Consider the following 14,447-nt stretch of genomic DNA (forward strand, 5'->3'; position numbering starts at 1 on the left):
CTGGGTGAGCCAGCGCACACTCAGCCGCATTTCATCCCGCGTAACCTCGTCGCGACAGAGAGAGGGAGGCGCCGATGACGCGGCTTGCGATTTCGCTTGGCATATTGATCGCGCTGCTGGCGGTTGCGCCTTCAGCCCGGGCCGGTTCCTACTCCTTCTCGATCGGCGGCCACCGGTTCCATGTCGAGGCGCCCAGGAATTGCCGGTCCGCGTCCTGCGTCTCGATTTCCTCCAATCGCAGCTTTCGGCCGGCGGAGGACGTCGCCACGACGCCTGCTGCGCCTGTCCCACCGCCGGTCGTCCAGGCGCCGCTGCCGGTCTATCCGGCAACCCCGGCCCGGCCGCCACAGGCGATTGCGGTCGCGCCGCTACCTGCGCCGCCGCCCGTGCTCGCCGCGACGACGTCGCAGCCCGTTGTGCTGCCGCCGGCGCCAAGATCCGAGGCACCAAGGATCGAGGCCCTCAGCTCCAATCCGCCACGGGTCGAGCTGTCGCGCGTCGATCCGCCAAAGCCGATCGCGCTCGATCCGCCGCGCATGGAGCCGCCGGTCGTCGCGCCGAAGCTCGAGATCAAGCCGACTACCACGATCGCACAGCGCAGTGACGACGAGTCGCCCGGCATGCCGCTCGGGCAGTGGGAAAGCGACGGCGCCAAGGGCACGGTCCGCATCGAACGCTGCGGCTCTGCGCTATGCGGCTATGCGTTGACCGAGGCGTCGAGCAGGGGCGAGAGCGTGCTCGTCAACATGAAGCAGAAATCGCACGACGTCTGGACCGGCAGCATCTACAGCCGCTCCACCGGCAACACTTATTATGCGAGAATGGCGCTGAAGAGCGCCGGCAAGCTCTACGTCGAGGCCTGCGCGCTCGGCCGCTTCTGGTGCTCCGGCAACGACTGGATGCGCATTGAGGAGCCGCAGGAGCAGTTGGCCACGACATCGCGGCAGTGGGGTGCGCGGTCGTAGCAATGCACTCGGCTTACCTCGCCCTCCAGGGGAAGGTAAGCGGCCTCCTGTGTGGTTGGTCGATAGCCGCTAGATCATGCCGAGTACGATGGCGCCGACGAAGGCCATGGCGAGGTACGCGGTGATCACGCTCAGTCTCCCGGCGAACGTCATGCCGTTGCTCCCAAGAATACTGGCTTCCAAGAATCCTGGCTCCCAAGAATCCTGCGCTGGAGGATGCTCCGCTGGAGCAGGCTCCCGCCGCTCGCGCGCCCAACCAACATGGTTAACAGAAAGTCACGTTGTGAAAAAGTCAGCCTTGCTGTCGCTCATCCCCAGGAGCCGGCGCACGGCCGGGGGCCGGCATGGTTAAGGAAGGCTGAAATCAACACGTTGAAGAGTCTTTAAGTAAATTCACCGAACGTGCGTGCATGACGCGCGGAGTTCGTTTGTATCTCGTCGGCTCCATCGTCCTTGTTTCGCTAGCGGGTTGCGGACGCGGCTTCTTCCAGGCCGAACGTGAACCGTGGCGGGCCGAGGCGGAAGCCGCATGCCTGAAATCCGGCGCGGTGAAAGAGAGTGCGGACATCGTCCGCATCGACCCGATCTCCGGGCCCGGCAGTTGCGGCGCGGAGTTTCCGCTCAAGGTCGCCGCTATCGGCGAAGCCTCGAGCAGCTACGGCTTTGTCGACGAGGAGCTGCGCCCGCCGGGCAATGTCGGCAGCCAGCCGCGCTGGCCGGTGGCGCAGCCGCGATCGAATTATCCGCAGAGCCAGAATAGTCCGGCATCCTCCTATCCGCAGCGGTCGAACTATCCCGAGAGCGCCGTGCGCCAGCCGTCCGGTTATGGCGCCTCGTCCGGGCCGATGTCACTGAACGCGCCCGGCGTGGCGCCGGAGGAAGACGAGATCGACCTGCCGCCCGAGGGCACCGATGCCGCGGGCGCGGCGCGCTACATGAATGCGCCGAGCTATCCGGCGCGGCAGCCCGGTCCCGCACCTTATTCGCAGGCGCCCGCGCAGCAGCCGCTGCCGCGGCTCGGTCCCGCGCAGGGCAATCCCGTCACCGCCGTCGGCCCCGTCGCGGTGAAGCCGACCGCGACGCTGGCCTGTCCGATCGTGTCCGAGCTCGACCGCTGGCTCGCCGACACCGTGCAGCCGTCGGCGATGCGTTGGTTCGGCGCCCGCGTCGTCGAGCTCAAGCAGATCTCGGCCTATTCCTGCCGCGGCATGAACGGCAATCCGCACGCCCACATTTCCGAGCATGCCTTCGGCAACGCGCTCGACATCGCCGCCTTCGTGCTCGCCGACGGCCGCCGCGTCACGGTGAAGGACGGCTGGCGCGGCATGCCGGAAGAGCAGGGCTTTCTGCGCGACGTGCAGTCAGGGGCGTGCGCGCATTTCACCACGGTGCTCGCGCCGGGCTCGAACGTCTATCACTACGATCACATCCACGTCGATCTGATGCGCCGGGCCAGCCGCCGGCTGATCTGCCAGCCGGCCGCCGTCTCCGGCGAAGAGGTCGCCGGGCGCGCGCAGCAGCGCAAGCCTTACGCCGGCAGGCACGATCCCTATGTCACCGGCTCGCTCGGAGCGCGCAAGGCAACGACGCGCAAGCAGGAAGAAGACGAGTACGCCGACGATTAGGCGCGTTCGCCAGTAGCTCTACGCAGTCAGAAAGTCATTTCGCGCCGGGCTTCGACGGTGCGGGGACCACCCCCATGCACAGCTGCACCTCGCCGGGGACGTTGTAGGTGCGCATGATATGGCGGCTGTCGCGCAAGCCGGACGCCTCACGTTGCACCACGAGCATCCAGAGCGCCTGGCCGGCTTCCATCACCAGCCTGCGCCTCGCCGCCTGCATCGAGGCCGGCGTCCCCGAGGCTGCGTGGGCGGCGTCGAACTCGCGCAAGCGCGCAAGGCTCTGCTCGAGTGTGCGGCCCATCCGTCCAAGCGCTGAGGCCTGTTCCTGGACGATCTCATAATGGAGGATATCGACAGGCGGGCGAAGATCACGGGACATGGCCGCAAATATAATGCCGCGAGACCGGCATGCGCAACGCGTGGCGTGCTTGCCGTTACTTCGCCCGGTACGCCGCCAGGAACATCCGCGTCGCGCTGTCGACCACCTCGGTCATGCGCTCTTCCGACGGCGCGGGCGCGGCCTGGAAGACGAACGGCAGGAAGAGCGAGGCCTTGCACAGTTCCATGAACTGCGAGGCGGCAAGGTCGCAATCGTCGATCGTGAGATCGCCGGCGGCGGCGCGGGCTTTGAGATAATCGGAGAGGCGGTTGATGGTCTTGTCCAGCACCCGCGCGTAGTAGCGGCGGCCGACATCGGGCATGCGCTCGGCGATCGCCATCACGGTGCGGATCGCCGATCCGCCGCCCGGCCGGCAGAGCAGATGGATGTAGGCCCGGCCGAACTCATTCAGCGTGGTCTCGGCATCGCGGGCGGGATCGAAATTGAACACGACCTGACCGTGCTGTAGCGCCTCCTGCTCGAGGATGGCTTCGAACAGCGCGCATTTGTCGGCGAAGTAGACATAGAGCGTGCCCTTGGAGACCTGCGCCGCGCGCGCGATCTCGCCCATGCTGGCGCCGTCGAAGCCGAGATCCATGAACACCTTGCGGGCCCCGTCCAGGATCTGGCGGCGCTTGGAGCTGTCCTCCTCCTGGATGACGTGCAGATGTTCGCTGGCAGCTACAACCATTGGTTCAGGGTCTCGGAAGGTTTCTGGACGAGGTGCCGAACTATGAAACGCAAATAAAGGATTCGGGCCAGTAGGGTCCGACGCTGGATATTATGTATATTGACCGAACGGTTCGGTCAATGATATTTGAGGTAAGTTAAGCGAGGGGAACACGCCGCGAGCGGCCGTCCTTCATCGCGCTTTTTTTGAGGAGGCCTTTATGGCCGTATCGAGAGACCAGGCTGCGCGCGTGCTTCACCAGGAAGCGGTGGAGACGAATTCGGCGAACGGTGAACCTGTGACCGAGACGTCCGCCGTTCTCGCCGAGCAGTTGCGCTCCCATGTGGCCGAGGAAGCGAAGCGCCGCAACGAGGCGCCGGGGAAGCCCGTGACCGACAAGCCGGCCACACCCGGGTCAGACGCGCCCGCTGCCAGCGGCACGCCGAAATCCGGCAAGCGCAAATTCGTCCTGATGGGCGTCGGTCTCGTGCTGGCGCTCGCGGCAGCCGGCTATGCCGGCTATTACACGCTGGTCGGCCGCTTCTACATCGCCACCGACGACGCCTATGTCCGCGCCAACAACACCATGCTCGGCGCGCGCGTTGCCGGCCACATTTCCTCGATCCTTGCTGGCGACAACACGACGGTGCGCGCCGGCGACGTCATCTTCCACATCGACGACGGCGACTACAAGATCGCGGTCGATGCCGCCGCGACCAGGATCGCGACCCAGCAGGCCACCATCGATCGCATCGGTCGCCAGATCGCGGCGCTCGAGAGCCAGGTTGCCCAGGCCAAGGCGCAGCTCGTCTCGGCTGAAGCGGGCCTCAAGCGCGCCGACCTCGATTATGAGCGCCAGCAGGCGCTGAGCAGCAAGGGCTTTGCCTCGCGCGCCACCTTCGAGAGCTCGGAAGCCGGACGCGACCAGGGCGCCGCCGCGGTCAAGGCCGCGCAGGCCGCCTATGACGTCGCCGTCAGCAACGTCGACGTCACCAAGGCGCAGCAGGCCGAAGCCCAGGCCCAGCTTGCGGAGCTCAAGACCTCGCTCGCCAAGGCCGAGCGCGATCTCGCCTTCACCGCGGTGCGCGCGCCGGTCAACGGCACGTTCTCGAATCGCCTCGTCAGCGCCGGCGACTTCGTCGCGGTCGGCCAGCGCCTCGGCAACGTCGTGCCGCTCGACGACGTCTATATCGACGCCAACTTCAAGGAAACGCAGCTCAAGCGCATCCGCCCCGGCCAGCCGGTGACGATCAAGGTCGATGCCTATGGCATGCGCAAGTTCTCCGGCGTCGTCGACAGCATCGCGGCGGGCGCGGGCTCGGTGTTCACGCTGCTTCCGCCTGACAACGCCACCGGCAACTTCACCAAGATCGTGCAACGCGTGCCGGTCCGCATCCGCGTGCCGAAGTCGGTGGCGAAGCAGAACCTGCTCCGCGCCGGCATGTCGGTCTACGCGACCGTCGACACCAACAAGGGCGCGGCCGACGCCGACAGCGAGGTCGATCTCGACGATCCCACAATGATCCATCCGCAGTAAGAGCACCTTAAACGCTGCGAGGTCGGACTATGGCCAATGCCACGACTGCTTCACCTGAGATGATGGCGGCCCCCGCTTCGGAGCGCATCGCGCCGAAGCGGCTGTTCGCCTTCATCATCATGGTGTTCGGGATGTTCATGTCGATCCTGGACATCCAGATCGTCTCGGCGTCCCTCAGTGAAATCCAGGCCGGCCTGTCGGCGAGCTCGAGCGAAGTCTCCTGGGTCCAGACCGCCTATCTGATCGCCGAAGTCATCGCGATCCCGCTGTCGGGTTTCCTGTCGCGCGCCTTCGGCACGCGGCTCTTGTTCGCGATCTCGGCCGCGGGCTTCACCGCCTCGAGCCTGCTCTGCGGCTTCGCCACCACCATCGAGGAGATGATCCTCTGGCGCGCGCTCCAGGGCTTTCTCGGCGCCGGCATGATCCCGACCGTGTTCGCCTCGGCCTACACCGTGTTCCCGCGCTCGAAATTCCACATCGTCGGTCCCATCATCGGGCTGGTCGCGACCCTGGCTCCCACGATCGGGCCGACCGTCGGCGGCTACATCACCGACCTGATGTCGTGGAACTGGCTGTTCTTCATCAACGTCGTGCCCGGCATCGCCATTACCTTGGGCGTGCTGGCGCTGGTCGATTTCGACGAGCCGCATTTCGAATTGCTCGACCGCTTCGACTGGTGGGGCCTGCTGTTCATGGCCGGCTTCCTTGGCACGCTGGAATACGTGCTGGAGGAAGGCCCGCAATATGAATGGCTGCAGGACACGACAGTGGCGATCTGCGCCTGGATCTGCGCCATCTCGGCGATCGCGTTCTTCTGGCGCGTCTTCACGGCGGCCGAGCCGATCGTCAACCTGCGCACCTTCTCCAACCGCAACTTTGCGGTCGGCTGCGTGCTCCAATTCTGCATCGGCATCGGCCTCTACGGCCTGACCTACATCTATCCGCGCTATCTCGCCGAGGTGCGCGGCTACAGCGCGCTGATGATCGGCGAGACCATGTTCGTGTCGGGCATCACCATGTTCCTGGTCGCGCCGCTGGTCGGTCGTCTCATGGTGAAGATCGACATGCGCTACATGATCGCCTTCGGCCTCGTCGTGTTCGCGATCGGCTCCTACCAGATGACCTGGATCACCCGCGACTACGATTTCTACGAGTTGCTGGTGCCGCAGATCCTGCGCGGCGTCGGCATGATGTTCGCGATGGTGCCGACCAACAACATCGCGCTCGGCACGCTGGCCCCTGACAGGGTGAAGAACGCCTCGGGCCTGTTCAACCTGATGCGCAATCTCGGCGGCGCGGTCGGGCTCGCCGTCATCAACACCGTGCTCAACAACCGTACCGACCTGCACATCACGCGCCTCCAGGAGCGCGTGACCTGGGGCAACGCGACCGCGACCGAAACCCTGACCATGTTCATGCAGAAGTTCCAGGGGCTCGGCGATTCCGCGCTGATGGCGATGAGGCAGCTCTCGCAGCTGGTGCACCGCCAGGCCGTGGTGATGAGCTTCGGCGATGCCTTCTTCATGCTGACGCTGTTCTATCTCGGCCTCAGCCTGTTGGTCACGCTGCTGAACAAGCCGGCCTCGATGACCGGCGGCGGCGACGCGCACTGACGCCACGCACGCTGTCGTCGCCCGGGACGGTAGTGGTTGAGCCGAGAAGCCGCGGCGTACTGGATGCCCCGCCTTCGCGGGGCATGACAGTGGAAGATGAGATCGACGGCAGCCGCGAACCAAATTGCAACACTCGTTCGTGATCTCGCGCGGGCCCCGTTGCAAACCGCGAACGGCACATCTATAAAGCGCACCTCATTCAATCGAACCGGGAGGGATTTGCATGATTTCGTCGCATTCGCAGATCGTTCGCCCGCGTTCGTTGTTCTGGTTCGGTATGTCGGCGGCCTGTTAGAGGCCTCTTCCGCCAGATTCGATCGGGTCACGAGTCCCGATCGCCCCACTTCCCCAAGTCAAAATCACCTGTGAGTGACGCCGTCTGCCCTTCGTGGCCGACTTGCGTCCGTTGATGGAGCCGGCCCGCGCCAAAAGCGGCTGGATGATGTCATGACCTCTCTCTCAAAAAGGCCCGCGGCGATACGCGTGGTGTTGCCCTTCGTGTTCCGGCACTGGCTGAACCAGCCCGGTCGCGGCTTGATCGTGGCCGGTGGCCTGCTGGGCGCGACCGTCGCCGACCTGTTCATGCCGGTCTTCTCCGGACATCTGGTCGATGCGCTGACACGCGGTTCGTCCGATCCTGACGCGCGCCACGCGGCGCTGGTTGCGTTCGGCGCCATCGTGGCGCTCGGTGCGGCCTCCGTGGTGCTGAGGTTGATCGGTCTCCAGGCGATCGTCCCGTTCACGCTCAAGATCATGTCGGATGTCGCCCAGGGCGCCTTCACGCGCGTGCAGCGCTTCTCGACCGACTGGCACGCCAACTCCTTTGCCGGCTCCACGGTGCGCAAGATCACCCGCGGCATGTGGGCGCTCGACCTGCTCAACGACACCATCCTGATGGCGTTGGCGCCGTCTCTGCTGGTGTTGATCGGCTCCATGGTCCTGATCGGCCTGCACTGGGCCTCGCTCGGCGCGGTGATCGCGGTGGGAGCGCTCTTCTACGTCGCCATCACCGTGCTGTTCTCGACGCGCTACATCGCGCCGGCCGCGCGAATCTCCAACGCCTGGGACACCAAGGTCGGCGGCACGCTGGCGGACGCGCTGACCTGCAACGCCGTGGTGAAATCCTTCGGCGCCGAGCTGCGCGAGGATACGCGGCTCGCCCGCGTCATCAACCGCTGGCGCGTTCGGGTGCGGCGGACCTGGTTTCGCTACAACTACACGGCCATGGCGCAGCTCTCGCTGCTGCTATGCTTGCGTGCGTCCGTGATCGGCGGCTCGGTGCTGCTGTGGATGAGCGGGCATGCCTCGCCCGGCGACGTCACCTATGTGCTGACGAGCTACTACGTCATCCACGCATATCTGCGCGACGTCGGCATGCACATCAACAACCTCCAGCGCTCGGTCAACGACATGGACGAACTGGTGGCGATCCATGATGAGCCGATCGGGATTGTCGATGCGCCGGACGCGCGGCCGATCGCGATCGAGGGCGGCGAGATCGCGTTCGACGACGTCACGTTCCACTATGGCGGCCACCGCGCGCCGCTGTACGACGGCCTGTCGGTCACGATCCGCGCCGGCGAACGGGTCGGCCTGGTCGGCCGCTCCGGCTCCGGCAAGACCACCTTCGTCAAGCTGGTGCAGCGGCTCTACGACGTCTCCGGTGGTCGCGTGCTGATCGACGGCCAGGACATCGCGCTCGCTACGCAGCAATCGCTTCGCAGCCAGATCGCGATCGTGCAGCAGGACCCGATCCTGTTTCACCGCTCGCTCGCCGAGAACATCGCCTATGGCCGGCCCGGCGCCAGCCTGGAGGCGATCGAGCAGGCGGCGCGGCTGGCCAATGCGCACGACTTCATCCTGCGTCTGCCCAAGGGCTACGGCACGCTCGTCGGCGAGCGCGGCGTGAAGCTGTCGGGCGGCGAGCGGCAGCGCGTGGCGCTGGCGCGCGCCTTCCTGGCGGATGCGCCGGTGCTGATCCTGGACGAGGCGACGTCGAGCCTCGATTCGGAATCCGAAGCGCTGATCCAGCAGGCGATGGAGCGTCTGATGAAGGGGCGCACCTCGATCGTGATCGCGCACCGGCTGTCGACGGTGCGCAGCCTCGATCGGATACTGGTGTTCGACCGCGGCGAGATCGTCGAGCAGGGCACCCACGCCGTGCTCGCAGGCAAGCCCGGCGGCATCTATCGCGGCCTGTTCGAGCGCCAGGTGGTGGACCTCGGGCACCTCGCAGCAGCGGAATGAGAGGCGCGCGGCGGCGGGACGAAAGTCCCGCCGTCACGCCGCCCACGGAATGCGCCAAGGATGGAATGAGATGAAAGACCTGACGAACGGCTCCATCGTGCGACACATCCTGGCCATGGCGCCCCCGATCATGGTCGGCATGGTCACGATCATGATCTGCCAGCTGGTCGATTTGTACTTCGTGTCGGGACTGGGCGATGCCGCCGTTGCGGGCGTCGCCGCGGCCGGCAATGCCGGCTTTCTCATCAACGCGCTGATGCAGGTGCTCGGCGTCGGCACGGTGGCGCTGATCGCGCATGCCGTGGGCCGCAAGGATCGGCCGGATGCCAATCTGATCTTCAACCAGGCGATCGCGCTGTCGGTGCTGTTCGGCGTGCTGACCCTGGTCATGGGCGCGGCGCTGTCGCGCCCCTACATGCGTGCGATCGCCGCGGACCAGCCCACGATCGAGGCGGGGACCACTTATCTGCTATGGTTCATGCCGGCGCTCGCTCTGGAATTCGCGATGCAAGTGCTGGCATCGGCGCTGCGGGCGACCGGCATCGTGCGCCCCGCAATGCTGGTGCGGGTGCTCGCTGTCGCCATCAACATCGCACTCGCGCCCGTGCTGATCTCGGGCTGGGGCACCGGCCATGCGCTTGGTGTCGCCGGAGCGGGCTTGGCGAGCTCGATCGCGGTGGCCATCGGCGTCGTGATTCTGCTGGCGCATTTCCGCAAGGCCGAGCGCTACGTCGCCTTCAACCCGGTGCAGTGGCGTCCTCAGCCGCATCACTTGAAGCGCATCCTCAATGTCGGCCTGCCGGCCGGCGGCGAGTTCGCGATGATGTTCATCTTCATGGCGGTGGTTTACTACGTGCTGGGCGATTTCGGCGCCGCGGCGCAGGCGGGATTCGGCATCGGCCAGCGCGTGCTGGCCCTGATCCAGATGCCGGCGCTTGCCGTTGCGCTGGCCGCGGGGCCGATCGCCGGCCAGAACGTCGGCGCTGCCAACGGGGCGCGCGTGCGGGAGACCTTCGTCAAGTCGGCGTTGATCACCTCCGCCGTGATGATCGGCTTCATGATCCTGGCGCAAACGAAGCCGGAGCTGCTGCTCGCCGGATTCTCGAACGACCGGGAGACGATGGCGATCGCCTATCTGTTCCTGCGGATCATCTCGCTCAACATGGTGGCGCAGGGCCTGATCTTCACCTGCTCGAGCATGTTCCAGGGTCTCGGCAATACCAAGCCGGTGCTGCTGAGCTCGGCGACGCGCGTGTTCACCTATTCGCTGCCGGCGATCTGGCTCTCGACGCGTCCGGGCTTCCGCATGGAGTACGTCTGGTACCTGTCGATCGCGGCGACCACGCTCCAGGCGGGCTTGAGCCTGTGGCTGCTGCGCCGCGAGTTCGAAAAACGCCTGGCGCCGCTCCGGCAGGACGAGGCTTCGAAGCAGGTCGAGCCCGAGCCCGTCACGCCTCCTGCGCGCGTCCCTGCGTAGCGACGGCTTGTGACCTGCCGACGCAAGGAAGGCTAATGCGCACCAAGGCTGTTCCAGACGAGGCCGAGCCCCGACAGGAACAGCAGGCCGAGCACGACATCGCCAAAGTGCTTGTCGCTCAGCGCGTGATAGACGCGTGCACCGGCCCATGCGCCGATCAACGTGCCGGGAAACGCGACCAGCGCGAGCCAGACCACCTTGAAGGCGACGAGGCCAGATGCCGTCTGCAACACCAGCGCGGTGGCGAGCACGGTGAAATTGAAGAGCTGGAAGATGCCGCGCCGCTCGTGCTTGTTCCAGCCGCGGATGTTGGCCCACAGGATCGGCAGCGGCCCCGACAATCCGGCAAGGCCGCCCAGAATGCCGCCGGCAAAACCGATCGCGCCGTCGGCGATCCGGCCGCCGAACGTGATGGCGAGGGGCCTCTTGTTCAGATAGAGCGCGCTTGAGAAGATCAGCAGCAGCACGCCGATGCTCAGCTTGAACACCTTGGGATCGGCGGAGGCGACCATCATGGTCCCGAGCGGTACCCCGATCAGCCCGCCGATCAGGAACGGCCAGACCAGCGAGAGGTCAAAACTCTTCCACATCGACGGCAGCGTCGAGGTCTGGGCGATCACCGAGCAGATCAGCACCAGGGGCACCGCGAGCGAGGGCGGCAGCACGTAGAGCCAGATGCCGAGCGCCATCAGCGCCGTGCCGAACCCGGCCAGGCCCGAGACGAAGCCGCCGGCCAATGCGCCGAGCGGCAGCAGCGCGTAAGCGTAGGTTTCCAACGGATTGTCCTTGTCGCCACCGGCGATCCCGAACTGTTGATCGCCACCGCCCGCATAGCACGGGTGCGGCCGTGCAGGTCAATCCATGCTGCACGCAGGCGTGATCTGCGGCGTCGGGCTTTTGGGAAAGACATGCCTACATGATGGTCGTACTTCAATCCTAAGGCCCGCCCGACGCCATCGTGCGCTCCGATCGGACAGCCCCGAATAAGAAGGTGGAGAACGACCATGACCCGCACCAACATTGCCGTTGCGGCCGCGCTGCTGTCGGCGGCGGCGTTGATGCCGACATTGGCGCAGGCCCAGTTTTCGGAGCCCGCGGCCTATCAGGCCGCCCATCCCGACCGCGACGTGCTCAATGGCGGCCAGCTCACGCCCGCGGCGCGCGCAGCCCGTGGCGAGACGGTGGCACCGAGCGAGGCCTATGCGGCCTATCCGTCAGGCATGACGCCGGTCGTCCGCCCGCGCCATCGCCGCCAGCACCAATAGGTATCTGCTAGACGATCTGCCTGGTGTCGGCGGGCTTGTGCAGCGCGCCGACCAGGATGCGCAACGCCTCCGTCAATTCCGCCCTGTTGCGCGCTGCGCCCAGCGAGATGCGTGCCGCATGCGGCGGTGTCCCGTCGACGGTGAAGGCATCGCCGGCCACGACCGCGAGTCCATTCCGTAGCAGATGCGCCGCGACATCGGGGCGGCCCTCCGGCAGCCGCAGCCACAGATGATGGGCCGCGGGCTTGGCCAGAAACTGAAGGCCTTTCAGTGCGCGCTGCGCGAGTTGCTGGCGGCCCACCGCCTCGTTGCGAATGGCGGTGATGATGCGATCGGCGATGCCGGTTTCGAGCCAATGCGTCACCAGCGCGACCATCAGCGGCGCCGGCATCTGCACGGTGGCCTGCAAATAAGAACGCATCTCCTGCTGCGCGGCGTTGTCGGGCGTCATGAGGTAGGCAACGCGCAGCGCCGGCGCGATGCATTTTGACAGCGTGGTTGCGAGATAAGTCCGCTCCGGAATGAGATTGGCGATCGGCGCTGCAGAGCGGTCGAGCAGCCCGTAGGCGTCGTCCTCGATCAGGATCGTATCGGCATCGCGGATGATCCTTGCGATCGCGCTGCGTCGTTCGGGGAGAAGCGTCGCGGTGGTCGGATTGTGCAGCGTCGGGATGAGATAGACGGCCTTCGGCTTGTGGACACGGCAGGCCTTCGCCAGTGCATCGGGCAGGATGCCGCCGTCATCCATGGCGACGCCGACGAGCTTGACGCCGAGCCGCGCCGCGGCGGCCTTGATGCCGGGGAAGGTGAGCGCTTCCGTGAGCACGATGTCACCGGGCCGCGCGAGATGGGCGAGCAGGTTGAACAGGATGGTCTGCGTGCCGGGAAAGATCACGAGCCTGTCGGCATGCGCGTGCGGGACGCGTGCGCGCATCCAGCGCGCTGCGACCTCGCGCTCATGCACGCTGCCGCCGGGTGGCTGGTAGTTCAGGAACGCGGTCAGGCCCGATTGGGCGCGGAGAGCTTCCAGCCCTGCGACGATGCGCTCGTCGAGTTGTGCCTCGAGCGGATGCGGCGGCACATTCATCGAGAGGTCGATCGCGACGGGATGCGGCAGATCGACCGCGCGGCGCGCGCTGGTCTCCGATACGAACGAGCCCTGGCCGACCCGGGCCTCCAGGATGCCGCGGCGCCGCGCCTCGGTGTAGGCGCGCGTCACCGTGGTGAGGTCGATGTCGAGCGCTTTTGCGAGCGCGCGCTGCGTCGGCAACTGCTGGCCGCGCACCAGCCGGCCGGCTGCGATGTCGGCCTCCATGGCATCGACGATGCGCTGGTAGCGCGGCCCGCTCAGCTCCGAGATTGTAGGGGTCCAATCCATGCAATTTAGGCCCATATCCTTTGAATGTATGGATGCAGGATATTATTGTATGGATCATCAGAACGGAAGAGGTGTCGTCATGACGACCGGTTCGGTTTCCCTGGCAAAGGCGATGTGGCGCGGTTTTCGCGGCAAGTGTCCGAACTGCGGCGAAGGGCACATGTTCGGACGCTTCCTGAAAGTGGCAGACAGCTGCGATCATTGCGGCGAAGAGCTGTTCCATCAGCGCGCCGATGACTTTCCGGCCTATCTCGTAATGGTCGTGGTCGGCCATCTCGTGGTCCCGGCGATCCTCGCGGTCGAGACCGCCTATGCCCCGCCGGTCTGGCTGCAATTGGCCGTGTGGCTGCCGGTGACGCTGTTCGCTTCGCTTGCGTTGCTGCAACCGACCAAAGGCGCCATCGTCGGCCTGCAATGGCAGATCGGCATGCATGGCTTTGAGGCTGGCAAGTTGCGGCGCGAGGCCGGTGCGCTCGTCCTCGCAAAAGTGAATACGCGCGCGGTCTGAGCGGGTAGCGTTTACATCGCGCGTGCGGCCGCTACACTCCATCGTACAAACAAGAACGATGGAAACGCCGATGGCCGCACGCGCGAAGACCTTCCTGCTCTGTCACGGCGCGTGGTCCGGCGGATGGGCCTGGAAGAAGATGCATCCGCTGATGGCGCAGGCGGGCCACCGCCTGGTCGCGCCGACCTACACCGGGCTCGGCGAGCGCGCGCATCTGGCCAATCCCGCGATCGATCTCGAGACGCACATCCGGGACATCCTCAACGTCATCAAATTCGAGGACCTCAGCGATCTCGTGCTGCTCGGCCACAGCTATGGCGGCATGGTCGCGACCGGCGTTGCCGACCGCGCACGCGAGCGCGTGACGCAACTGGTCTATCTCGATGCCTTCGTGCCGCGCGACGGCCAGTCGCTGTTCGATCTCAACGAGAGCGGGCGCGAGCCGATGCGCAAGGCGGCGGCCGCCGGCGATGGCTACCGCATCCCGCCGAACCCGCCGCCGCCGGATACGCCGCAGGCCGATCTCGACTGGCTCAACGCGCGCCGCATCAACATGCCGATCAAATGCTTCGAGACGAAGTTGAAGCTGGAGCATGGCGAGCCGGCCATGCCGCGCAGCTACATCTATTGCACGCGCTTTCCGCCGGGCGACGTGTTCGGGCAGTTCGCGAAGCGCACGAAGAACGAGGATGGCTGGCGCTATTTCGAGCTCGACGCGAGTCATGCGCCGAACGTGACGGCGCCGGCGGCGTTGATGGCGGTGTTGAACGAGATCGCCGCGTGACC

The 14,447-nt window shown here is 66.0% G+C and carries 13 protein-coding genes; 9 read left to right on the top strand and 4 right to left on the bottom strand.

Annotation, left to right across the window (positions count from 1 at the left end):
- Positions 1–74 precede the first annotated feature (74 nt).
- Both AB5K84_RS12805 and AB5K84_RS12810 read left to right on the top strand, forming a co-directional pair.
- Positions 75–965 (top strand): DUF2147 domain-containing protein, encoded by an 891-nt coding sequence (locus AB5K84_RS12805; protein WP_441232437.1) that lies wholly within the window; start codon positions 75–77, stop codon positions 963–965.
- Between the two features lie 410 nt (positions 966–1,375).
- Positions 1,376–2,590, top strand: coding sequence for an extensin family protein (locus AB5K84_RS12810; RefSeq protein WP_441232438.1), 1,215 nt, complete (start codon positions 1,376–1,378; stop codon positions 2,588–2,590).
- Positions 2,591–2,624: 34 nt separating this feature from the next.
- On the opposite strand, the gene AB5K84_RS12815 is transcribed toward AB5K84_RS12810, so the two are convergent.
- Positions 2,625–2,966, bottom strand: coding sequence for a DUF6665 family protein (locus AB5K84_RS12815; RefSeq protein WP_161533683.1), 342 nt, complete (start codon positions 2,964–2,966; stop codon positions 2,625–2,627).
- Positions 2,967–3,021: 55 nt separating this feature from the next.
- A complete protein-coding gene (locus AB5K84_RS12820) occupies positions 3,022–3,657 on the bottom strand; it encodes a TetR/AcrR family transcriptional regulator (RefSeq protein ID WP_028176262.1) in 636 nt (211 codons plus the stop codon).
- A gap of 199 nt (positions 3,658–3,856) precedes the next feature.
- Between AB5K84_RS12820 and AB5K84_RS12825 the strand changes: the two genes are divergently transcribed.
- The 4 genes from AB5K84_RS12825 to AB5K84_RS12840 all read left to right on the top strand — a co-directional run bounded on the left by AB5K84_RS12825 (position 3,857) and on the right by AB5K84_RS12840 (position 10,510).
- Positions 3,857–5,173, top strand: a complete 1,317-nt coding sequence (locus tag AB5K84_RS12825; RefSeq protein ID WP_441232439.1) for an efflux RND transporter periplasmic adaptor subunit — start codon at positions 3,857–3,859, stop codon at positions 5,171–5,173.
- A gap of 29 nt (positions 5,174–5,202) precedes the next feature.
- Entirely contained in the window at positions 5,203–6,786 is a 1,584-nt protein-coding gene (locus AB5K84_RS12830; protein ID WP_304567412.1) for a DHA2 family efflux MFS transporter permease subunit, read from the top strand.
- Between the two features lie 447 nt (positions 6,787–7,233).
- On the top strand, positions 7,234–9,033 hold the full coding sequence (locus AB5K84_RS12835) for an ABC transporter ATP-binding protein (RefSeq protein WP_441232440.1): 1,800 nt from the start codon (positions 7,234–7,236) through the stop codon (positions 9,031–9,033).
- 70 nt (positions 9,034–9,103) lie between these two features.
- Entirely contained in the window at positions 9,104–10,510 is a 1,407-nt protein-coding gene (locus AB5K84_RS12840) for an MATE family efflux transporter (protein ID WP_441232441.1), read from the top strand.
- Positions 10,511–10,542: 32 nt separating this feature from the next.
- On the opposite strand, the gene AB5K84_RS12845 is transcribed toward AB5K84_RS12840, so the two are convergent.
- Positions 10,543–11,286, bottom strand: coding sequence for a sulfite exporter TauE/SafE family protein (locus AB5K84_RS12845; RefSeq protein ID WP_441232442.1), 744 nt, complete (start codon positions 11,284–11,286; stop codon positions 10,543–10,545).
- Between the two features lie 228 nt (positions 11,287–11,514).
- Between AB5K84_RS12845 and AB5K84_RS12850 the strand changes: the two genes are divergently transcribed.
- Positions 11,515–11,775, top strand: coding sequence for a hypothetical protein (locus tag AB5K84_RS12850; RefSeq protein WP_039186092.1), 261 nt, complete (start codon positions 11,515–11,517; stop codon positions 11,773–11,775).
- 7 nt (positions 11,776–11,782) lie between these two features.
- Here AB5K84_RS12850 and AB5K84_RS12855 read toward each other — a convergent pair whose 3' ends face one another.
- On the bottom strand, positions 11,783–13,153 hold the full coding sequence (locus AB5K84_RS12855; RefSeq protein ID WP_441232443.1) for a PLP-dependent aminotransferase family protein: 1,371 nt from the start codon (positions 13,151–13,153) through the stop codon (positions 11,783–11,785).
- 49 nt (positions 13,154–13,202) lie between these two features.
- Here AB5K84_RS12855 and AB5K84_RS12860 point away from each other — a divergent pair, with 49 nt between their 5' ends.
- A complete protein-coding gene (locus tag AB5K84_RS12860; protein WP_161533690.1) occupies positions 13,203–13,661 on the top strand; it encodes a DUF983 domain-containing protein in 459 nt (152 codons plus the stop codon).
- Between the two features lie 70 nt (positions 13,662–13,731).
- A complete protein-coding gene (locus AB5K84_RS12865; RefSeq protein WP_161533691.1) occupies positions 13,732–14,445 on the top strand; it encodes an alpha/beta fold hydrolase in 714 nt (237 codons plus the stop codon).
- Positions 14,446–14,447: the final 2 nt, after the last annotated feature.

This window comes from Bradyrhizobium sp. 1200_D9_N1_1 (assembly GCF_052075915.1).
GTDB lineage: Bacteria > Pseudomonadota > Alphaproteobacteria > Rhizobiales > Xanthobacteraceae > Bradyrhizobium > Bradyrhizobium diazoefficiens.